General features: G+C 72.2%; 14 protein-coding genes. 1 reads left to right on the top strand and 13 read right to left on the bottom strand.

The genetic code is table 11. The features are described from left to right. Positions 1-9: 9 nt before the first annotated feature. From ACRWK8_RS00920 to ACRWK8_RS00880, 9 genes are all read right to left on the bottom strand, one after another. The gene (locus ACRWK8_RS00920) at positions 10-3264 is read right to left on the bottom strand and encodes an AfsR/SARP family transcriptional regulator (RefSeq protein ID WP_431867664.1); all 3255 of its coding nucleotides are present in this window, start codon (positions 3262-3264) and stop codon (positions 10-12) included. Between the two features lie 241 nt (positions 3265-3505). Beyond that, on the bottom strand, positions 3506-4321 hold the full coding sequence (locus ACRWK8_RS00915) for a TIGR03084 family metal-binding protein (protein ID WP_431867662.1): 816 nt from the start codon (positions 4319-4321) through the stop codon (positions 3506-3508). Then, the gene (locus ACRWK8_RS00910) at positions 4318-5292 is read right to left on the bottom strand and encodes a carboxymuconolactone decarboxylase family protein (protein ID WP_431867660.1); all 975 of its coding nucleotides are present in this window, start codon (positions 5290-5292) and stop codon (positions 4318-4320) included. The genes ACRWK8_RS00915 and ACRWK8_RS00910 overlap by 4 nt, the downstream gene beginning before the upstream one ends. A gap of 87 nt (positions 5293-5379) precedes the next feature. Next, a complete protein-coding gene (locus ACRWK8_RS00905; protein WP_378734815.1) occupies positions 5380-7029 on the bottom strand; it encodes an FAD-dependent oxidoreductase in 1650 nt (549 codons plus the stop codon). Further along, complete coding sequence (locus ACRWK8_RS00900) at positions 7026-7595, bottom strand: DUF5987 family protein (protein ID WP_378734817.1); 570 nt, start codon at positions 7593-7595, stop codon at positions 7026-7028. Before ACRWK8_RS00900 ends, ACRWK8_RS00905 begins: the two co-directional genes overlap by 4 nt. Before the next feature lie 46 nt (positions 7596-7641). Further along, complete coding sequence (locus ACRWK8_RS00895; RefSeq protein ID WP_378734820.1) at positions 7642-8994, bottom strand: cytochrome P450; 1353 nt, start codon at positions 8992-8994, stop codon at positions 7642-7644. After that, on the bottom strand, positions 8991-9938 hold the full coding sequence (locus ACRWK8_RS00890) for a DUF1702 family protein (RefSeq protein WP_431867657.1): 948 nt from the start codon (positions 9936-9938) through the stop codon (positions 8991-8993). Before ACRWK8_RS00890 ends, ACRWK8_RS00895 begins: the two co-directional genes overlap by 4 nt. Positions 9939-10087: 149 nt before the next feature. Beyond that, positions 10088-11068: a DUF1702 family protein gene (locus tag ACRWK8_RS00885; protein ID WP_378734824.1), complete on the bottom strand. Its 981-nt coding sequence runs from the start codon at positions 11066-11068 to the stop codon at positions 10088-10090. Between the two features lies 1 nt (position 11069). Further along, on the bottom strand, positions 11070-11858 hold the full coding sequence (locus ACRWK8_RS00880; protein ID WP_378734826.1) for a helix-turn-helix transcriptional regulator: 789 nt from the start codon (positions 11856-11858) through the stop codon (positions 11070-11072). Between the two features lie 720 nt (positions 11859-12578). Between ACRWK8_RS00880 and ACRWK8_RS00875 the strand changes: the two genes are divergently transcribed. Beyond that, entirely contained in the window at positions 12579-13253 is a 675-nt protein-coding gene (locus ACRWK8_RS00875) for a TetR/AcrR family transcriptional regulator (RefSeq protein WP_378734828.1), read from the top strand. A gap of 4 nt (positions 13254-13257) precedes the next feature. Here the strand turns inward: ACRWK8_RS00875 and ACRWK8_RS00870 are convergent, their stop codons facing one another. From ACRWK8_RS00870 to ACRWK8_RS00855, 4 genes are read right to left on the bottom strand one after another with little or no spacing between them, the layout of a single operon-like run. Then, positions 13258-14871: an acyl-CoA carboxylase subunit beta gene (locus ACRWK8_RS00870; RefSeq protein ID WP_431867654.1), complete on the bottom strand. Its 1614-nt coding sequence runs from the start codon at positions 14869-14871 to the stop codon at positions 13258-13260. Next, complete coding sequence (locus tag ACRWK8_RS00865) at positions 14868-15365, bottom strand: flavin reductase family protein (protein ID WP_431867652.1); 498 nt, start codon at positions 15363-15365, stop codon at positions 14868-14870. Before ACRWK8_RS00865 ends, ACRWK8_RS00870 begins: the two co-directional genes overlap by 4 nt. A 22-nt stretch (positions 15366-15387) precedes the next feature. Continuing rightward, positions 15388-15843, bottom strand: coding sequence for an acyl-CoA thioesterase (locus ACRWK8_RS00860; protein ID WP_378734834.1), 456 nt, complete (start codon positions 15841-15843; stop codon positions 15388-15390). Then, positions 15843-21665 carry a type I polyketide synthase gene (locus ACRWK8_RS00855; protein ID WP_431867649.1) on the bottom strand — a complete coding sequence of 1941 codons (5823 nt, stop codon included), beginning with the start codon at positions 21663-21665 and terminating at the stop codon, positions 15843-15845. The genes ACRWK8_RS00860 and ACRWK8_RS00855 overlap by 1 nt, the downstream gene beginning before the upstream one ends. Positions 21666-22387 lie beyond the last annotated feature (722 nt).

Below are 22387 nucleotides of genomic sequence, written 5' to 3'. Positions count from 1 at the left end.
CAGGCGAACTCACTGACGATCCCGGGGCGCGGGCCGGACGAGCGCGAAGGCCTCCTCCGGGCTGAGTCCGCTCCCCTCGTCCGTCCCCGCCTCGAAGTCCGCGGCGCCGAGCACACGACGGGACACCTCCTCGACCCGTCGGACGTCACCGTTCTCCGCCTCTGGGAGCGGGGCCCCGACGGACTCCCGTGTGGCTCGGGCGGCACCCAGCAGCCGAGCGGAGACAAGGTGACGATCCTGGGCCGCCGTGGCGGACGCCAGACCCTCCAGGGACAGCGCGACGGCCCGAGGGTCTCCGACCCTCGCGGCGGCCGCGTACCCCTCCTCTTGGAGTCGCAGCGCGTCGCCGACCCTGCCCTGGAACTCCGCCACCAGCCCCAGTTCGACCAGGAGCAGCGAGTCCACGACGTCGGTGTCCACCTCGGAGCGGCGGTTCCACTCGAGGACCCCCTCCAGGTGGTCGCGGGCCTGTTCGAGCTCCCCCTCCCGACGCGCCCCGAGTCCGAGACCGATCCGGGCGAACAGTTCGCCCACCTTGTACCCGCAGCCGGACGCCAGCCGGACGGCCCTCTCGTGGTGCTCCCGAGCTCCCGCGTAGTCCTTCTCCAACAGGTCGAGCCGGGCGAGGCCGGTGACGGCGTCGGCCTCGTCGGGCCACATACCGAGGACGCGCGCCCTCTGGGCGCTGTCCCGGTGCAGTTCACGAGCCCGCTCGTAGTCACCGACGGCCTCGGCCAACGAGGCCAGGACGAACGAGGCGTGACTGACGCCCCAGTCGTCTCCGAGCTCCGCGAACAGACCCCGACCGCTCTCCCCCAACCTGCGCGCGACCACCAGATCCCCTCGGGACAGGGCCTGCCCCGCCAGCACGCAGGCCGTGGCGGCCTCGGCCCAACGGTCCCCGGACTCCCGAGCCCGCGCCAAGGCACGCTCGGCCAGGGGTTCCCCCGCCGTGTCACCCCCGGTGCTGAGCAGCGCGTAGGAGAGGAACCAGGACGTCCTGTGCGAACAGGCCCCGTCCGAGGAGAGCAGTCGCTCCACGATCCGTCCCACCCGACCGTCGGTGTCCGCCCCGGCACCGTCCAACAGGGCGAGGCCGAGCCACCAGCCGTCCACGTCGTCGCGGGCCCGCACGGGGAGTGCGGCGCTCTGACCGGAGAGTTGGTGGAGCAGGGCGCGCCCCTCGGCCATCCTCCCCCGAAGTACCCAGTACCAGGTCAGCGGCTCGACCAGCTCCCAGGCAGCAGCCACCTCCTTCGCGCGTAGGGCGGACTCCACGGCGGCACGGATGTTCGACGACTCCGCGTCCAACCGGGCCAGGGCCCCGCGCTGCCTGGTGCCGTTCAGCAGCGGTGCCGCGTCGCGTACCAGCGCGGTCTGGTTCTCCCAGTGACGCCGGGACACCGACTCCCGTTCCTCCGAGTCCTCAAGGCGCTCGGCCGCGTACGCCGAGATGGTCTCCAGGAGGCGGAACCGTCGCGCCGCGCGGGCGGGAGCGTCGACCGGTGGCCGCTCGGAGACGACCAGGGATCGGTCCACCAACCGGGCCAGGGCTCCCGCCACAGCCTCACGCCGGACACCATCCCCGGAGCACACGGCCTCCGCGGAGGCCAGGTCACAGCCGCCAGCAAACACCGAGAGGCGACGCAGCACGGCGCGTTCCTCGTCCTGGAGCAGGTCCCAGCTCCAGTCGATCACCGCGCGCAGTGTGCGACCACGGCGTCCGGAGGTGGTGCGTCCCCCGTCCAGCAGGTGGAAACGGCCGTCGAGGCGTTCGAGCACCTCCCCCACGCCCAGGGAGCACACACGAGAGGCCGCCAGTTCCAGGGCCAGTGGCAGCCCGTCCAGACGTCGGCAGAGAGCGACGACGTCGGCCGCGTTGTTCCCGTCCAGCGCGAACCCGTGGCAGGCCGCTGCGGCGCGCTCCACGAACAGGCGCACCGCGGAACTGCGCGAGGCCGACTCCGGGGACGGATCCTCCTCCGCGCCCGGCAGGTCCAGGGGGGTCACCTCATAGCGACGCTCCGGTGGCAGGGCCAACGGCTCACGGCTCGTCAGGAGGGCCCGCGTCCCCGGAGCGTGGCCGAGCAGCGTGCCCATCAGAACGGCCAGCGGCTCGACGACGTGCTCTCCGTTGTCCACGACCAGAAGGAGGTCGCGTTCGGCCAGCGCCGCCACGACCGACTCCTGCGGGGTGAGGGGTCCTGTGCCCTTCCTGAGGTCCAGGGCCAGCGCCACCTGAGCGAGGAGGGGGTCCGTGTCGGTGGGGTCCGCCGAGGACGCGAGGTCGGCCAGTTCGACGCACACCACGTCGTGTCCCTCCTCGGACTCCAGCGCGGCGACCTCCCGAGCTACGCGGGTCTTGCCCACGCCTCCCGGACCGACGAGGGTGACGAGCCGGTGGTGGCACAGGAGTTCCCTGACCTCGTCCAGCAGCGCCTCCCTGCCCACCAGACGGGTGAGGCCGCGTGCCGGGGAGCGGGGTGGCCGTGACGGCTTCGGCGGGGGCGCGGGAAGGGAGGACACTGCCCCTCGCAGGATCGAACCCTGGAGTTCACGCAGCGGCTCGCCCGGTTCGAGGCCGAACTCCTCCGAGAGACGAGAACGCAGGTGGGCGTAGCTCTCCAGAGCCTCGCTGCGTCGTCCCGCGCGGTGCAGGGCCGTCATCTGGGCCGCCCGCAGACGTTCCCGAAGCGGGTACCGGCGAACCAGCTCCTCCAGCTCCCCGATGACCCGGGTGTGCTCACCCGCCTCGACCAGCGCCTCAGCCCTGGCCTCCAGTGCCGCGACGCGCTCCTCGTCCAGCCGGCTGGCTGACGCACGGACTGCGGACTCGTCCTCGAAGTCGGCGTAGGCGGGCCCCCGCCAGAGGTCGAGTGCCTCGGTCAGGACATCGGAACGTCTTCTGGGGTCGTCCTGACCGCGTGCGGCCCTCAACAGGTCGAGGAAGCGCCAGGAGTCCACTCCGTCGCGTGGCACGGCGAGGAGGTAGCCCGCGTCCCTCAGGGTGACCAGTTCCCTGGCGTCCTTCTCCGCACCCTCCAGGGCCCGGCGGAGCTGCGACACCTTGGCGTGCAGCGCGGCCCCCGGGTTCTCCGGTGGACGGCCCTCCCAGATGTCCTCGATCAGCCGTGACGGGGATACCGGACGCCCTTCCGCGAGGATCAGTGAGGCCAGCAGCGCCCGGACCTTGCGCCCCGGAACGGTGACCCGATCGCCCGACTCCGTCCACACGGCCACGGGGCCGAGAACTCCGAATCTCATAGGCTTCCGAAGACACGCCCCGCGGAAACTGGCGCCGCGACGTGTCCTTCCCCTCCGCAGTCGGCGTGACCGCGCGCGGTTTCGCGGCGGCCTCGCGGCCACGTTACTCCCGCGGGTGACCGACCACCAGCGTCCACGACACGGCCGCCGGTCGCCCGGGGGGGGCGGCCGCGACGCTGATGGTCGGCGAGGAACCATGGGTACGGTCAGGCGGGACCTCCTCTGTTGCCCGCCCCCGGGGTCAGCTCCGGAACTGGCCGGGGCGGCGGCCCTCACCGGCGGGGCCCCGGTAGGCCTGGGCGATGTCCAGCCAGTGGTTCGCCTCCGCGCCCACGGCGCTCACGGCGAGGTCGTCGCGGTGGCGGCGGCGTGTCACCAGGAGGCAGAAGTCCGCGGCCTCCCCGGTGACGCGCTGTTCGGCGTCGGCGGGGCCGAACTCCCACTTCTCCCCGGAGGGCGAGGTGAGCTCGAAGCGGAACTCCGTGTCCGGTGGGGTGAGCCCCCGGGACTGGTAGCCGAACTCCCAGGTCAGAATCGCGAAGCCCACCACGTTGCCGATCCGGTCGGTGCGCTCGGGGACGACGCCCAGCGCGTCCGCGATGTCCTGCCCGTGGGCCAGGACCTCCATCATCCCCGCACAGGCGAGGACGCCCGGGGGGATCGGGCGCACGAGCCAGGGCACCGGCTGGTCCGCGGGGGCGGCGGCGAGCGCCTCCACGGCGAAGTCACGGTCGGCCCGCCAGCGGGCGAGCAGTCTCTCCGGGTCGTCCAGCGGGTAGGTCGCCAGGACCGCGTTGACGGCGCCGTCGAAGTCCTCGCTGGCCTTGGCCGTCATGGCGGCGAAGGCCTCGGCGTCCGAGGCGGCCGTTCCGGCGAGCCGGAAGACGAAGCACAGGTGAGCGACCTGGTGGGCCACGGTCCACCCGGGCGCCGGGGTCTCCCGGGTCCAGTCGGCGGGGTCGAGATCGGCCACGAGGGTGTCGATCTGGGCCGCCTCGGCGGACAGGTGCCCGATGACGGCGGGCAGTTCCGTGATGACGTTGGGAAGGTTGTTCACGGCTGGTTCCTCTCGTTCTCCGTTGGTGTCTGGTGGGTCCGGGGCGAAGACGCGCGGACGGTGTGGCGGGCCGCGGTCATGGCGGCCCAGGAGACGGCCCGCACGAGGGTCGCGTCGTCGGCCCCCGTCTCCCGGCACGCGGCGACGGTCGCGTCACCGACCTGGTAGGAGGCGCGGGCGGTGAGCAGGGTCAGACGGCCGAGGGGGCGATCGGCGGCGGGAAGGTCTCCGACCGCCGTCTCCGCCCAGGAGGGGCTGACCCCGGCCGGCCCCGTTCCGTGTTCGGCGAGGTGCCGGTGGACCAGGCCCCGGACCGTGCCGGGAAGCACGCGGGCGCCGGCCTGCTCGATCGCGGAGACGGCGGCGGCCAGGGCCCGCTGGATCCGGGGCTCCCCCGCGGCCCAGCGCAGGTCGTCCGGTACGGGGGACCGCCGGGCGGTGTCCGGCAGCAGTTCGAGGGAGGTCCCGGGGACGGCGCTCCCCCGGTCCCCGGCGATGACGGCGCCCGTCGCCCGTCGCAGCGGCCCCCGGACCGGCGCGGGGGCGAAGTCGGGCAGGGGCGAGTCGGGCAGGAAGACGTTCACCAGGCGGTTGATGTGCTCGAAGGTCAGCGTCACCGCGCCCAGTTCGGCCCGTTCGACGGGGTCCCCGGTGGACCGGACCCTCTGGTCGTGCGTGCCGACGTCCGGGGCCAGTGAGTCGAGGGTGGCGCCGTGCACCTCCACGCAGTAGGGACAGGAGTTGTCCCGGGAGACGGCGGTCGCCACCGCCTCCCGGGCGGCCCGCGAGGTGCGTCCGTCGACCAGCAGAGACTCACGCAGCGCCACCCAGGTGGCCGCCGCGCACTCGGGAGCGGGGGTGAGCAGCGCGATCGGTGGCGCGAGGACCCCGAAGTCCCCCTCCAGCTGGCGGTAGAGGGCGGCGGTGCCGCCCCGGGCCGCTCGCGGCGGAACCGGACGCACGTGACGCACGTCCCTCAGGGACCTTCTGACCGCGGCTCTCAGAGCGGTCCGGAACACGGAGCACCTCCCGGGGTTCGGTGACGGGGGCCGGGCGTCTCAGGTCCTCTGCCCGACGAGTTTGAGGACGCCCCCGCGACCCGACGTGGCGCCGTCGGGAGCGGGAGCGCCGTACGTGACGTCGACGCCGCGTTCGCGGGCGGCGTCGACGATGCCCGGAACCGAGCGTTCGGCCAGGGCCGCGATGGTCATCGCGGGATTGACCGTGAGGGCGCCGGGGACCGCGGATCCGTCCGTGACGAAGATGCCGGGGTGTCCCCTCAGCTCGTGCCGGTCGTCCAGGGCCGAGGTGTGCGGGTCGTCTCCGATCCGGCACGAGGCCAGGGGATGGACGGTGTAGGCACCGACCAGGTCGTTGGTCCACGGCGCGACGCTGGCGATCCCGTCCTTCTCCAGGATCTCCTTGACCTCGGCGTCCGACTGGGCCCAGCCCTTCAGGGTGTTCATGGTGGGGCGGTAGCTGAGGGTCCCCCGGCCCAGCATCTGCTGGGAGAGCCGGGTGGCGTTTCCGGTGGGCGGAGGGGCGCCGAAGACGCCCTCGTTGTCGTCCTCGCTCATGGTGAAGACGATCAGCCACGACTTCCAGCGGCGCAGCATCTCCTTCTTGTCGGCGCCGAACCAGGACGGGGCAGGGGCTCCGGGGACCTGGGCGAGGATGGTGCCGAGCGCCGGCGGGAAGTAGAGCTGTTCGAGGGAGTAGCGGGAGTACTCGGGCAGGGCCGCGTCCAGCCGGTCCCAGTTGGCCACGCAGGGGCCCTTGCCGACCTGGAAGGCCTCGTAGGCCCGCTCGTCGTCACGTTCCAGGCCGAGCACGTCGCGGACGCGGTCCTCGTCGACCACCGCCGTGTTGAGGCGTTCGCCGTTGCCGGAGAAGTAGCGGCCGACCGCGTTGGGCATCGTGCCGAGGTCGGGCTCGGAGCGCTTGAGGATGACCGGGGTGGCACCGGCACCCGCGGCGAGCACGACGATCTTGGCGTCGATGCTGCCGGAGTCCGTCCTGATCCGGTAGTCGTCCTCGTCGATGACGTCGTAGTGCACCCGGTAGCCGCCGTCGTCCGTCCGCTCCACCCGCTGCACCTCGTGCAGGGGCCGGATCGTCGCCCCGTGGGCGAGGGCGGCGGGCAGGTAGTTGAACATCAGGGACTTCTTGGCCTCGAAGCGGCAGCCCGCCATCATCCAGTTGCAGTTGACGCAGGTGTCCTTGTCGACCGCGACCGGGACGGGGTTGGCCGTGCGCCCGGAGTGGTCGCAGGCGGCGCCCCAGAGACCGCCCGGGTAGCTGACGTCGTTCCAGTCCTGGGTGCGGACCCCCATCGCCTCGGCGACCCGGTCGTACCAGGGGTCGAGGGTCTCCCTCGTGACGGCCTTCGGCCACATGCGCCGGCCGATGGACCCCTTGCGGTCGAAGACGAACCGGGGTGCGCGCGGCAGGGCGGCGAAGTACACCATGCTTCCGCCGCCCACGCAGTTGCCGCCCAGGATGCTCATCCCGTCGCCCACGGTGAAGTCGAAGGCCCTGGTGTAGGAGGACCCGAGGAGGAAGTCGTGTTCGAAGTCCTCGCTCTCCAGCCAGGGGCCGCGTTCGAGCACGGTGACCCGCGCACCGCCCGCCGCCAGGTGGTAGGCGGTGATGGCTCCGCCGAATCCGCTTCCGACGACGAGCACGTCTGTGGTGTCGGTGGTGCTCATGCGGGGCTCCCCGAGGAGGTCGTGTCCGGGTGGAGGCGGGCCAGGGGCCTGCCGTAGGAGTACTCCTTGAACCGCAGCAGACCGTCCGGGTCGGGTGCGGCGAAGCCCATGGCCGTCAGCCCCGGGTGTCCGTTCGCGATGGCGACGGGGGTGCTGATGTGGGCCGCGCTGTCGTAGGCCATGTTGCAGAAGAGCGAGAGCATCACCCAGAACTCCTTCTCCGGGTGGCCCGGCGAGGTCAGGGCCCTGACCAGCGCGGTGCGTTCCTCGAAGGGCAGCTGGACGAACGGCGGCTCCTCCTCGGTCAGGGGCAGGGCGCACAGGTCGGCGTGGTGGCGGGCGTGGTCGTTGAGGAGGCCGACGAACTCGCCCAGACCGGAGGTGACCCCGGTGGCCGGTGTCCTCAGCAGCTCCAGCGCCCCGGCCTCGACCGCCCCGGCGTCGTGCGATCGCCCGGCGATCGCCGTGTCGTCGGGGGTGCGTCTGGCCCCGGGAAGGATGGTGTCGGCGAAGGCCTCGAGTGTTCGTGTCTCAACGCTGTCAGCGTCCGGGATGCCCTGGGGCATGGTCGTCTCCTCTGTGGGGGGGTGTCACGCCGGATCCGAGGTCCGGTCAGCCGTTCCGCGCGCGGCGGACCGTCATGGGCAGTCCGTCCTTCACGCGCAGCGAGAGCATGGGTTCCGGCACGGCCCTGTGTCCCGGCGCGAGCGTGAGGCGCAGTTCCCGGGAGACGGTCGCCAGCACGAAGACCGCCTCCAACATCCCGAGGTTGCTGCCGACACAGACCCGGGGGCCCGCCCCGAAGGGGATGTAGGAGTAGCGGTGCCGGCCGTCGCGGTGGGCGGGGTCGAAGCGCTCCGGATCGAAGCGCTCCGGGTCCTCCCAGGAGTCGGGGCGCCGGTGCAGGGTGTAGGGGCAGATGAGGACGTCCGAACCGGCCGGTACGTGGTATCCGCCCACCTCGTCGTCGGCCAGGGACTTGCGAGGCAGGATCCACACCGGCGGGTACAGCCGCATCGTCTCCTGCACGACCATCGTCGTGTAGGTGAGTTCGTGCAGGTCCTCGTAGGTGGGAGGCCGGTCGCCCAGGACCCGCACCGCCTCCTCCCGGAGGCGCTCCGCCGTGCCCGGGTTGCGGTCCACCAGGTAGAACGCCCAGCTGAGGGTGCTGGCCGTGGTCTCGTGTCCGGCCAACAGCAGGGTGACCAGCTCCTCCCGGACGCGGCGTGCGCGGGCGCGGGGGTTCGGCTCGGTCGCGGCGTCGGCGAGCACCCGGGAGAGCGCGTCGTCCCCGCCCTCGGGGACGTGGTCCCGGACCAGGCGGCCCACGATGCGCTGGAGTTCCCTGCGGGCGCGCCGGAACCGCGTCTGGGTGGGGAAGGGCAGCCAGACGGGCAGTCCGTTCATCGTGACCATGTCGAGCATGGCCTGGTCCTGGACGGCCTCGAAGGACTCCCCGATCGTGTCGAACGCGTGGAGGTCGGTGTCGAGCAGTGTGCGGCCCAGGACCCCCAGGGTCAGTCCGGTGGCCTCGGCCGCGACGTCCACCGGCCCGTTGCGGGAACGCGCCCAGAGACGGTCCACGAGGGCCGCCGCCTCCTTGGCCACGGCGTCGGCCTGACCGGCGATCCGCTGGTGGCCGAACACCGGCCGCATGGTCCGGCGCTGGGCCTTCCACAGCTCGCCCTCGCTGGTCAGGAGCCCGTCGCCCAGAGCCCTCTTGGCGTGGACCTGGCCGATGCCCTTGTGGTAGTTGGCGCTGTTCTCCGCCAGCACGCGCCTGGCGTGGTCAGGGTGGTTGAAGAAGTACAGGGTCTTGGGGCCCGCGGCCATACGGACGGCGTCGCCGTGGTCTGCGGTCGCGGTGGTCATCATGGCGAGCCGGTCCGTGACGAGGTCGCGGAGCATGGCGGGCGCCGCGGACAGGGCCGTGCGCGGTGGGTGACGCAGGTCGGGCCGGGTCACGACACGCCCCCCTCGCGCGGGACGAGCTCGCGGGCCAGGGAGGCCCGCCACTCCTCGTAGTGCGGGCGGGCGGGATCGGCGACCGGTCCCGAGGCGTCCGGGCGCAGCTCGCGGGAGGCGCGTGCCGCGCTCTCGGCGTCCGTCCCGCAGAGCACGGCCGCGCCGAGCTCCGCGTGGGGGACGAGCAGCCCGGCCCGGATCCTGGCCTCGGCGGCGAAGGCGCTCCCCTGCGCGAGGAAGCCCCGGTGTCTCCCCGCGTGCTCCCGGAGCCGGTGGAGTTCGGCCTCCTCCGCCCCTCCCGCGTAGGTGGCGGCCAGGCCGATCCCCGCGTAGAGGTCGGAGTGCCGGGAGGCGGGAAAGCGGTCCACCAGCCGGGCGACCTGGTCGACGTCGGTGCCGCCGACGAACCACAGGGCCCGACCGATCCCCTGGTCGGCGGCCCGCAGCGCGTAGGCTCCGTCCCCGGTCCGCCGTGCGGCCCTGGCGTCACGGACCTGCCGGTGCACGTACTTGTCCGTGTGGAAGTAGGCCTGGTGGAATCCGTAGCCGTCGTGGACCAGCCACCTCAGCAGCGGGTCGAGCCCCCCGGTGTCCGGCCACAGCGGTCGCGGGAGACGGGCCATGGCCCAGCCGATGCCCACGTAGGCCATGTACACGTGTGCCTCACCCGGCCCGCGGAGGAAGTCCGCCGTCCGGCGGCTGCCCGGCAGGATCCCGTCCAGGAGCGCGAAACCCATGGCCGCGCCCTCGTAGGCGAAGCCCTGGTAGCGGGTGGGCAACGCCGTCAGCCGTCGGTCCGTCGCGGACGGGGACCCCGTCTCCACCGCGTCCCCGAGGCCGGTGAGGAAGGACTCCCCCACCGTTTCCAGGACCTCTCGGGCCCGCGGCCCCTTGTCGTGGAACCCTCGGGTCTCCAGCCTCGTCTCGGATGCGTTGGGTGTCATCACCCGGCGCCTGAGGGCGCCCACCACGGTGGCCAACTGGTCCTCGCTCCCGTCGATTCCGGATCGGTCTGTCCCCCATCCTTCTCGCGGCGGCGCCTCCGGATCTACTCAGGAATTGCCGTGCCGAGGGAGCACGGGGTCGGCGCACGCTAGGAGAATCGGCGGCGTACTCCGGCACGCCACTTCTCGTAGGCGGGTTCGTCGTCTCCGGCACCCGGTTCGACCCGCTGCTCGTCGGCGAGCACGGCCGCGGCACCGGAGTCGAGGCCGGTCAGGGCTCGGACGGCGGGCTCCGTGTGGTCGGGAACGTGCCCGGAGAAGACCCGGGCCTTGGCCGCGAAGACCGCTCCCTGGCTGACGTGCGGCGCGTCCTCACCCGCCCGGTCCAGGAGCACGCGGAGCTCCTCGGGGGCCGCTCCGCCCGCGAAGACCGCGGCGAGTCCGACCCCGCTCCACAGGTCGGCGCGTCGCTGGCGGGGGAAGCGCCCGACGGCGGCCGCGACCCCGTCGTGGCGGGCTCCGTGGACGAACCACAACGCCCGCCCCACCCCCTGGTCGAAGGCACGGGGGAAGTAGTGGGGCGCTCCCTCCCAGGGGTAGGGCTCGGGCGTGCGCCGTTGGTCGATCCAGCGCGTGGCGTCGAAGTAGGCCAGGTCGAAGCCGTAGCCGTCGACCGCCAGCCAGCTCATGGTCGGGTGGTAGGGGTTGCCCTCCAGGTCCGGCAGGACGTTCCGCCAGAGCGGGCGGGGCAGCCGGGACATCGCGAAACCGATGCCGATGTAGGAGAGGAAGGTGTGGGGCAGCGCGGGCCCGAGCATCAGGTCGCGTGTACGGTTCCTCCCACCGAGGGGGAGGGCGTCACGGATCGTGTAGGCCATGGCCACGCCCTCGAAGGCGAATCCGCGCAGGTCCGACGCGACCGTCTCCAGCCGCCGTTCCACCTCCTCGGGGTCCCGGACCTCGATCCCCCACTCGAAGCCGCAGACCACGGCCTCGGGGATTCTCTCCAGGTGGCGGGCCGAGGGGGAGTCCCGGCCGGGATGCCCCAGGTGGGTGAGTCCGACGTGGTGGAGCCGCGGCGTGAGCAGCATGCGTCTGAGAGCGCCGACGGGGCGCGGACGGGCGCCCATCTCAGGCGACGGTCTGACGGATGCAGGCGGCGCGGGTGAGCTTGCCCTCGAACGCCAGCGCCGGAGCCGCCAGGGTGATGGCGAGGGGCGCGTCCGTCTCCTGGACGTCCTCCAGTGGCAGATGGACGAAGGTCCGCAGGCCCCTGGCGATCCTCACGGGGTGCCGGGTCGAACTCATGAGCATCCTTCCCGAACGCGTGCGATCGCTCTTGGGAACCGCGGCGGCGATGACCACGTGCGGCCCGGAGGGGACGTCGGCGATGGTGAACTCCGCCCGTCCCGTCGCCGAGAAGACCTCGAAGGCCACCGGTGATCCCTGGGGCACCGATTCGGGAAACACCGCGACGATCACGTCAACGGGTCCGGCCTCCTCCGGAACGTCGACCGCGCCGCTGATCGTGTGGGACGGCCCCGGGGTGCCCGGCTTCAGGAACCGGGCACGGCGCATCTCGTCCATCTTGGGCAGACAGGAGTACTCGTGGGAGACGACGACGAGCAGCTCGGCCACGCGCGGGTCACGGTACTGGGTGGGGGACATCCCCACCGCGCGGGTGAATCGGCTCGTGAAGGTGCCCACACTGTTGTAGCCGACCCCGCAGACGATGTCGGAGACCGTGAGGTCGGTCGTGAGCAGGAGCCGCTTGGCGGCGAACAGGCGTACGGATGTCAGGTATCTGCCAGGGGGTACACCGGTCGCGCGAGCGAAGACCCGGGAGAAGTGGTAGGGGCTCACGAAGACCTCGGAAGCGATCTGGTTGAGGGTGAGCGGCTCCGTGTAACGCTTGTGCATGGTGTGGATCGCTTGACGGACGGACCTGTCCATTCTCTCCATACGGTTCTCCCAGGCGCAGCAGACGTCAGGAAACTCTTCGCATTCATCCGAACCGGGGGGCCGGGGTTCGGCGTACACGCAAGTCAGTCATAAATAACTCTGAAACAGAAGAAGCCGAGACTGACAAGATGAGGCACCCAAACCAGCGGGCCTCTAGTTCACACGGGAATTCAAATCAAACATGACCACCGCACCAACTTTCCGCTCCGGAACCACAGGCAACGCGACTCTAAGGTCCGTCAAGCAATCCTCATAGTTCCATCGAGCCAGAGCGACCATCATCTTCCAGATTGCTCCATAGGCACACGAAAGGGACAGACCGCCCCTATATTTGTACCTTCAAAAAAACACACAAAGTGACACCGAACAACGCTGCGTGATTGCTGATTGGGTGGAGATTAACCGAACGTAGTCGTTGAACAATTAACCAAACTGACTCGGGCGGGATATTTACATCGCCTGAAAACTCTGACCCGCAGTTACGACAAAGCTCCCACGACGCCCCTGCGTCGGTTACCCCAGGCGACTCCCCGCCCGCAACCCCAAGCACGGAGACTCGATCTTTCGGCCATTAGTGGCCACCATGGAAGGAGAGACCGAAACACACACCTCCGATTGCCCGAAAGAAGCGCCAGCCACAAGTAGCGACCCACCCGCTCGGAGGTCAGAATCGGTCGCATGAGTCCCCGAAAGGCAGATCCCCTCGCCCGCGCCCACCTCGTCGACACCGCTGCCCGGCTCCTCACCGACGAGGGGCCCCAGGCCCTGTCCACCCGCAGGATCGCCCAGGAGGCGGGCAGCTCGACCATGGCCGTGTACACCTACTTCGACGGCATCGGAGGGCTCGTGCACGCGATGGTCCACGAGGGCTTCACCCGGCTCCAGGAGCACCTCACCGGTGTGCGCCGCTCCGACGACCCGGTCTCCGACCTCGCCCTGCTCGGCCGGGCCTTCCGCCACAACGCCTCACAGAACGAGCACCTCTACGCGGTCATGTTCGGCGGGTGTTCCCTGGCCGGGTTCAGCCTGTCCGAGGCGGACCGCCAGCACGGCCGCTACACGCTCCGCAACGTGACGGAGTGCGTGCGGCGCTGCATGGAGTCCGGCCGCTTCCACCAGGGCGATCCCGAACTGGTCGCCCACCGGCTCTGGTGCGCGGTCCACGGGCTCACCACCCTGGACCTCGGCGGCTACCTCGTTCCTCCCTACGACGCGGACCGCTGCTTCGAGGACCAGCTCGTGTCCCTCATGGTGGGCTGCGGGGACCTCCCCGGGGCCGCCGGGCTGTCCGTGGCGGAATCGGCGACCCGTCTGCCCAGCCTGGGGGCGGCCGCGCCCGAGCACTCCTCCTGACCGGTCAGAGCGGCACGTTTCCGTGCTTGCGCCGGGGCTGCTCCCGGCGTTTGTCCCTCAGGAGGGCGAGCCCGTCGGCCACGGCGGCACGGGTGTCCGCCGGGTCGATCACGTGATCGACGAACCCCTCCTCCGGGGCGCGGTAGGGGTGCATCAACCGCTCACGGTAGTCCGCCACGAGCTCCCGCCGCCGCGCCTCCGGGTCGGCCGCGGCCCGCAGCTCCCGGCGGTGCACCACGTTCACCGCCCCCTCGGCACCCATCACGGCGACCTCGTTGCAGGGCCAGGCCAGGGAGAGGTCGGTCCCGATGGATCGGGAGTCCATCACGATGTAGGCACCCCCGTAGGCCTTGCGCACGATCACCTGGACCCGGGGGACCGTCGCCTCGCAGTAGGCGTAGAGCAGCTTCGCCCCGTGCCTGATGACTCCCGCGTGCTCCTGTGCGGTCCCCGGCAGGAAGCCGGGCACGTCCACGAGGGTCACCAACGGGATGTTGAAGGCGTCGCAGAAGCGGACGAAGCGCGCGGCCTTCTGCGCGGCGTCACTGTCGAGCACCCCGGCCAGGGCCATCGGCTGGTTCCCGACAACCCCGACCACCGCGCCGTCCACGCGGGCGAGCGCGCACAGCACGTTGGGCGCCCAACCCTCGTGGACCTCGAAGAAGTCGCCCCCGTCCACCACCTCAGCGACCACGTCCCGCATGTCGTAGGGCCGGTGGGGCTCCACCGGCACGATCTCGGCCAAACGCGGACGCTCGTCCCCCCGGGCGCCCGTGGGCGGACCGGCGGGCGGGGCCTCGAGGTTGTTGCCGGGCAGGAGGGAGACGAGGTGGCGGACGTCCTCCAGGCACTCGTCCTCGTCGTCGTGGACGACCGCGGCCACGCCCGTCCGCCCTCCGTGGACGTCGGCGCCGCCGAGCTCGTCGTGGCCCACACGCTCCCCGCTCACCGCGGCGATCACGTCCGGCCCGGTCAGGTACATCCTCGCGGTGCCGCGGACCATGAAGGTGAAGTCGGCGAGCGCGGGCGAGTAGGCGGCGCCGCCCGCGCACGGGCCCAGGACCACGCTGATCTGCGGGATCACACCCGACGCCGCGACCTGCCTCCGGAAGATGCCACCGTAGCCGTCCAGCGCGGCCACACCCTCCTGGATCCGGGCCCCACCGCTGTCGTTCAACGCGACGATCGGCGCGCCGGCGTCCAGGGCCAGGTCCATCACCCGGTGGATCTTCCTCGCGTGCTCGGCGCCGAGCGAGCCGCCCAGGATCGTGAAGTCCTGGGCGTAGACGAACACCCGGCGGCCGTCGATCGCCCCGGATCCGGTCACCACCCCGTCCGTGTGCGGGCGTCGGCCCTCCGTCTCCGGGCCCGCGTCCCGGCGACGACGGAACATCCCGAGCTCGACGAAGGACCCCTCGTCCAGGAGTCGGTCCAGGCGCTCCCGGGCGGTGCGCTTTCCCAGCTCGTGCTGGCGTTCGACACCGCTGGGGTCGCCCGCCTCGGTACGGTCCCGGAGCGCGTCGCGCTCACGGCGCAGCACCGCCATGGTGCGGGGCTCCGGGCCGGGCTCCGCTCCGCGGACGGGCACCGGCCGCAGGTCCACCTCGGACACGCTCATGCGGTCCCCACCCTTCCGTCGGGCGCGTCGGCGGTGGCGCCGTCGGGCAGCCCGCGGAGGGTTCCCCGGTGGAACAGCAGGGCGGCGTCTCCGCTGCCCGAGGCCGCCTCCAGCACGCGGCCGACGAACACCGAGTGGTCGCCCGCCACGACCTCCTCCGTCACCTCGCACTCCAGCCAGGCGAGGGCCCCGGTGATCAGCGGAGCCCCCGTGTGGAGGCCGGGTACCCAGCTCACCGTGGCGAACTGCGCCCACCCGTGCGGGCGGGAACGGTCCGCGAAGTGGCGTGCGGTGGCCTTCTGCTCGGCGGACAGGACCGACACCGCGAAGCGTCCCTCGACCGCGACGGCCTTGTGCAGGCGCGCGGTGCGGGCCACACAGCACAGCACCAGCGGGGGGTCGAGGGAGACCGAGCAGAAGGCGTTGGCCGTCATGCCGTTCGGGTTCTCACCGCCGACCGTGAGGACCGTGACCCCCGTGGCGAACGTGGACATCACCTTCCGCAGGTCCGTCACCTCAACCCACCGCCCCTCGAAGGACCGTCGCCTCGGCCCGGTACGGGGCGAGGGCCTCCCGGAGCTCCTCCGGCACCCGGGTCGGGACGGTCGCGGTGTTCGGGCCGCGCATGCACGCGATCCGCTGCCGTCCCCGGGCCACGAGCGTTTCGGCCTCCTCCCCCAGCAGGACGTAGTCGAAGGTGAACTGGACCTGGGTCTGGGTGAGCTCCTCCAGGCGCATCCGGATCGAGAGCTCGTCGAAGGCGGTGATCTCGGCGAAGAACTCACAGTCGACCCGCAATGTGAAGAGCTTCAGGTCTCCACGGACGTCCGCCAGGACCCCCGGGGCGCGCTCCTTGAGGAACATCTCCCGGCAGCGGCCCTGCCAGCGCAGGTAGTTGACGTAGTAGACGTTGCCCACCAGGTTGGTCTCCTCGAACCCGACCGTGTGGCGAACCTCGTAGTAGTCGGACATCAGCGCTCCTCTCCGCTCAGGACGGCGAACACGACGGGGTCGGGGTTCCCGTTCAGGGTGGTGCTCCAGGTGGCGATCCTGGCGTCCCCGGACGAGAGGACCACCCATCCGTGCTCGCCCACCTCCTCCAACGTCAGCGAGCGGCCGGTGCCGCCCGCCTTGCGCAGGCACTCCAGGGCGCCCCACAGGCGGGCGGCGGCCAGGTGCGCGGACTCCCCCGCCTGCTCGGCGACCAGGTCGCGCACCGAGAGGAGTCCTCCGCCGAGCAACCCGGCCCAGTCCTCGTCGGAGCGTTCCCGCACCGCCTCCACGTCACAGGCCAGGCGACCGCTTCCGGCGAGCGCCAGGGTCACTCCGGCTCCGTGCGACGCGGAGACGTCGGCCCCCTCGGCCTCCGGCCGTCCGTCGGGCCGGTACCGGACCCTGACGACGCGGTTCAGGGCCCGCCCCACCGCGAGCGCGGTCCTGGCCCTGCGCTCCTCGGTTCCCGCGGGGCCTCCGGGCACGGGGTCGGGGTCGACCACCACGGCCCGGGATCCGCCGAGCACGCGCTCCAGCTCCCTCTCCAGGTGGGAGCCGAGCAGCGCGGGAACCCAGGGCCCCGGCCCGCCGCTCCTGCGGACCGCGCGCAGCCGCAGCCCCTCCCAGCGTTCGAGCACGCCGCCGGACGGCTCCCGCACGTCCACGTCGTAGACGTAGGAGTCACCCTCCTGGGACCGTTCACTGGCGACGAGGAGCACGCGGTCGGGCTCCTCCTGGTCCTGGGGCCGGGCCAGCACGATCCGCTCGACCCCCTCGGGCAGCAGGGTCCCGTCGGGGACACAGGCCTGGAGGACGTGCATCGCGGCGTCCCGCACACCCGGGTCGGCCAGCACCCGGCCCTGGGGCAGGAAGGTCCCGAACCAGTCCCCCTGCGAGGCCGTGGACAGTTCGGCGACCACGTGGCGGGCGCTGGCGCGCCGGTACGAGAGCAGCCGTTGGAACCGCTTGCCCTGGAACAACACGTCGCCGTACAGCTCCGAGGGGTCGGCTGCGACCCGGGGCAGAGCCGGGACGACCTCGGCGGCGTGGTCGTGCCCCGGGGCGGGGTCCGTGCGCGGCCACCGCAGGACGGCCCGGAAGTGGTCCGCGTCGAACCCGGTCTCCTCACTGCGGATGACCACTTCCACCGAGTGGGGGTCGCGCACCAGCGCGGCCACCCGTACGGTCGTCGTCTCGCCCGGGCGGACCGCCACGGGACGCACGAAGCGCGCCCCCTCCATCACCGGCGGGCCCGAGTGACCGCTGACCGCGGTCGCCACCTGAGCCATCGCCTCCATACCGATGACGGCCGGGAACAGCAGGTCGCCGTCGAGGCGGTGGTCCTCCAGGTAGGGGTCGTCCGTGGAGGAGAGGACGGCCTCGGTGACGAGTTCGACGCCGGAGTAGTGCACCAGGACGCGGTCCAGGAACCGGCCCAGCGGGAGCTCGCGTTCCCGGACGTCGAGGGTGGGCAGCCCCCCGGTCCGCCCGCTGACCACCAGGACCGGCCCCGCCGAGCGGTCGGCGAGGACGCGGTGGAGGATCGCGATCCCCTCCTCGGCGGCCACCGGGGTGATGCCGTCGCGCATCAGCGCCTCCACGACGCCCAGCCGCTCCCCCATCCCCGCACCGGACCAGACCGACCACTCCAGGGCCAGGACCCGGGTGTGCGGGTGCTCCCGGCCGTACTCGACCGTCATCTCGGTGAGCCAGTCGTTGGCGGTGGAGTAGTGGGCCTCACCTCGCAGACCCGCGCGCCCGATGATGCTGCCGAAGGTGACGAGCAGGCGGAGCCGGTCGGGGTCGAGGGCGTCGAGGACGGCCTCCAGACCGTCGGTCTTGGGAGCGAGGGTGCGCCTGAACGCCGCTTCCGTCAGACCTCCCAGCGCGGTCGGCTCGTTGCGTCCCGCACCGTGGAGCACGGCGGTGACCGTGCCGAGCTCCGCCTCGGCCGCGCGCACGGCGTCGCGGACCTCCTCGGGCCGGGTCACGTCGGCGCGCAGGTACACGAACCGGGCACCGGCCGCCGTCATCCGCTCCAGGTTGTCGGCGAGTTCCGCGTCCTCTTCCTCGGCGGCCCGGCCCAGCAGCGCCAGCGCCGACCCGTACTCGGTGGCCAGGGACAGCGCGCACTCGGCGGTGATGCCCTTGCCCCCTCCGGTGACCAGGACGACGTCGTCGGGGCCGAGCGGCGGGTCCTGCCCGGGGTCGTCCAGGGGGGTGGGGCTCAGGACCGGCACCGAACGGTTCCCGCCCGCGTCATGGTGGACCTGCGTGAACTCGGTGGTGGCGGCGACCTCGGCGGTCACGAGGCCGACCGCGTCCCGCACGCCCTCCGCCGTCGCGGGCTCGGGGTCGTCGAGGGTGACCACGGTGGTGCGGGTTCCCGGGACCTCCAGGTGCAGGGTCCGCGCCACCCCGGAGGCTCCGCGTCTGCCCTGGACCACGACGAAACGGGTCCCGGAGCCGGAGGCCAGCGCGGACCGCGCCGCGTCGAGCAGGGTCCCGGCCAGCTCGGGGCCGCCCTCGGCGGGGAGGCAGAGCAGCACCCCGTGTCCCAGGCCCGCGAGGGACCGGCTCAGGGGCTCGGACAACGGATGTCCGGGAGAGGCGTACACGCTCCACCCGTCCTCCGCGGTGGTCCTCTCCTCGGCGGCGGTGCGCGCGGGAACCGGTTCCGCCACGTGCGTGACCTCGAACGCCCGGACCCAGGGGCCGACACCCGCGACCTCACCGTCCGTCGCGCCCGCTCCGGCGGTGTCGGCCAGCCCGTCGATCACCTCGGCCAGCTCCCCCAGAGTGGACGTCGCGTACCCGGAGGTCGCTTCGAGGGGCGGCAGCCCCAGGCGTCGCGTCGCCTCGTTGACCACCTGACCGACCGTGATGGAACTCAGGTGGAGGTCGTCGAGCGGTCGCGTGTTCGCTCCCACCATGGAGACAGGGAGCTCGACGCGCTCGGCGGCCAGCGCCCGGAGGAGTTCCAGGGTGTCGGCCGCCCCGGCCGTCTCCGTCTCCTCGTCGTTCACGCCACCGTCGCCGGTACCGGCAGGCCCCGTCTCGGTGCGTCCCACGTCCAGACCGGGCGCCGTCTCGCACGGGTTCGCCAGGAAGGAGAACTCCTCGGGGAGCTCCCGGACCAGGCGACCGGTGAAGAGCCCGCGCACGTCCACCGCCGCCCCCAGCGCGTATGCGGCGGCCACAGTCCGGAGGAAGGGCACCAGGGAGGGCGAGTCCGAGTCCACGGCCTCGACCGGAACGTCGGTGACGGCCGCCGACGCCAGGCCCGAGAGGACCCGTCCCGGTCCCACCTCGACCAACAGGTCCGCCCCGTCAGACAGTTGGACGACCGCCTCGTGGAAACGCACCGGGAGGACGACCTGGTCGCGCAGGAGCGCACGCAGGTCGGTGTCCGGTCCGAGCTCCCTCCCGGTGACGGTGGACACCAGGCCGGGGGCCGGCGCGGTGAACCGCGTCTCGGCGAGCCTGCCGTCGAGGACCTCGGCCGAGGCCGCCACCAGCGGTGAGTGGAAGGCGTGGGAGACCCTGACCCGCGTCGCGGTGACTCCCGCGTCGCGGGCCCGCGCGCAGACCCGCTCCACGGCGTCGGCGGGGCCGGAGACGACCGTCTGGCCGGGGCCGTTGTACCCGGCGACGACCACCTCGGACTCGGTCTCGACCAGGGTCTCCGCCACCACGGGCCCGGTCTCCAGCCCGGCCATGGCGCCGTCCGCGCGCCCCGTCCGGGCCATCGCCCGCCCACGCGCGGCGGCCAGGTCGAGGATCTCCCGACCGTCGACGGCGCCCGCCCAGCACAGGGCGGTCAGTTCGCCCAGGCTGTGGCCCACCGCTCCGTCGGCCCGCACACCGAGATCGTCCAGCACGGCCAGGGCGGCGAGTGAGCCCGCCACGATCCGGGGCTGCGCGACCTCGGTCGCCACCTGGTCGCCGCCCTCGGGCAGGCCCGCGGAACCCAGGACCCGGTCGGCCGCCCCGAACCGGCGCCGGAGGGCGCCGGTGCGCCCGGTTCCGGCGCCCTGCCCCGGGAAGAGGTACCGGATCGTGGGCGCGGTCGTGCGGTGGGCGAGGTAGGCACCCAGCTCCGGTGCCCACACCTCCGTCCGCCCGGCGTCCATCCGGTCCAGCAGGACCCGCACCGACCGTTCGGCGGCCTCCGGTGAGGACGCGACCACGGCGGCCCGCGCGGGTCGGCCCTCGGAGCGCGCGGCGAGCGAGGCCGCGAGGTCGGTGAGCTCGGCGTAGGAGAGGCGGGGAAGCGTCTCCGCCAGCTCCTCCAGGCCTCGGCGTACCTCGGCCGGGTCGGCGCCGTCCACGACGAGGAGTTCCGCGTCCTGTCGGCCCGCGGCCAGGGTTCGGGTCCGTTCGGTGACGCCGACGCCCCGCTGCCCCTCAGCGGCCTCCACCGTGATGTGGGTGTTGACGCCGCCGAAACCCATGGCCGAGACGCCCGCCCGGACGGGGTGGCCGTCCGGCCAGGCGAGCGGCCGGTCCGGTACCCGCAGGGCCGCCGACTCCTCCTCCAGCAGGGGGTGCGGGTCGTGGTGGCCGGTGGCGGGCGGAATCACCTCGTGGCGAACGGCGAGGATCGCCTTGATCAGCCCGGCGACCCCGGCGGCCGCCTTCGTGTGACCGAAGTTGGCCTTGATGGTGCCGAGCGCTGCGGGGGGCGCTGTGGGGTCGGCGGAGGTCCTGGCTCCGGAGAGCGCCGCGAGTTCGGTGGCGTCACCGAGCGCGGTTCCGGTGCCGTGTCCCTCGAAGTAGCCGATGGTCTCGATGCCGTACCCGGCACGCGCGTAGGCCCGTTCCAGGGCGAGGCGGTGCCCGCTCTCCTCCGGCCGGGTGATGCCGCCCCGGCCGTCGGAGGAGACGGCCCATCCGGTGATCAGGGCGTGGACGCGCCTGCCCTGGGCGATCGCGTCCTCCTCCCGCATGAGAACGAGCGCACCCGACCCCTCCCCCGGCCAGAAGCCGTTGGAGTCCTTGTCGTACACCTTCATCTCGCCGGTGGCCAGTGCGCCGGTCTTGGCGAAGCCGATCACCTCGAACGGGTCGATGGACAGGTCCACCCCACCCGCCAGAGCGGCGTCCAGGTCCCCGTCCGCGAGGGCCGTGGCCGCGGTGGCCACGGACAGGAGGGAGGAGGAGCACGCCCCGTCCACCGTGTAGCCGCCGCCCCCCAGGTCGAAGTGGTTGCACACGCGGCCCGCGATGGTGTTGGAGAGGCCGCCCGCGAGGGTGTCCTCGTCGATGCGTGGGAAGGGCGCCTTGTAGGAGGTCTCCAGCGTGGCCAGGAAGCCCTCGGCCTCCTCCTCGTCCCATCCGTGGTCGAGCAGGGCCGAGGCGACGGTCCGGCGGACGTAGGGCCAACGCAGCCGGAGCGTGTTCGCCCGGGAGAACTCACCGGTGAGGCTGTTGCCGATCACCACACCGGTCGAGCGGCGTGGGAGCCCCTCCCCCTCGGGAAAACCGGCGTCCTCCAGCGCGCGGGACATCGTCTCCAGGGCCAGCCAGTGCGTCATGTCGGTTGACCGAAAAGAGCTGCCGGAGACCCGGTACCGTGCCCTGTCGAAAGAGAAGCCCCGGAGGACGGCGGCCTTGGTGGAGTAGAACCGATCCTCGGCGGAGGGGTCCTCCGACCAGTAGTCCGCCAGGTTCATGCGCTCGTCCGGAATTCTGCGAAAAGCCCTCCTGCCTGCGAGGACGTTCTCCCAGAGCTCACTCGGAGAATTCGCGTCCGGGTAGGTCAGACCGATTCCCACCACGGCGATTCTGGTGCTTCTCATAATCCAACCCCGCACAATCCAGAGAGTCATCAATAACCCGGCAATCCTGGATCAATGATGCGACACACGCACCCGGGTGTCTTCTTCCAGACTGCTACCCCGGGCCAGCCCATTCCATAACAGCGTAATTATTGCGGCGAAAGCAGAATGGCTTCCGGTGTGGCCCACGCCACCGCACCTCCGTGCCGACCGACACCCCACCCTGGGGGTACGCGGCCCGGAGCGATCCGGGAGGCGGCCACGTCCCCATCCGCCACGGCGCGACGCTCGGGGCGCGCGGGTTCCCCTCCGACTTCCGGAACCAGGAGTCGCGGGAATCACCACGGCGGCGTGAATCCGCCCGGAACCCGGGAAACAATCGGGGTGGGACATGAAGGGAGCGACCCGCATTCGCGAGGCCACGAAGAAACGGAACATCGGAACCTTCCGAATACGAGCAGGAAAGGAAAGGCCGTCTCCGCACCCCCGCCGGAGGAGTTCCGGCTCCCACGCGACGCCTCTCCGGAACGACTGAGGCGGACCACGAACGCGACCAGTGAAAGGAAAGGGATCCGAACCGCGACGGCGTGAACGCGGGACGCACCTCGCATTCGAACGGGGAACCGAACGAACCACCCCCTCCCGGGGGCACGGACGAGGTGCGGCCGACCGACCCGTCCGCCTGAGGTCCTGCGCGGCCGACCCGCCTCCTGTCGCCCACCGACACGCGCTCGTGCCCAGAT

It is taken from the genome of Nocardiopsis eucommiae, assembly GCF_965344335.1.
GTDB lineage: Bacteria > Actinomycetota > Actinomycetes > Streptosporangiales > Streptosporangiaceae > Nocardiopsis > Nocardiopsis eucommiae.
Note: the sequence above shows the minus strand (reverse complement) of the source record. Positions and strands in the feature narration are given on the sequence as shown.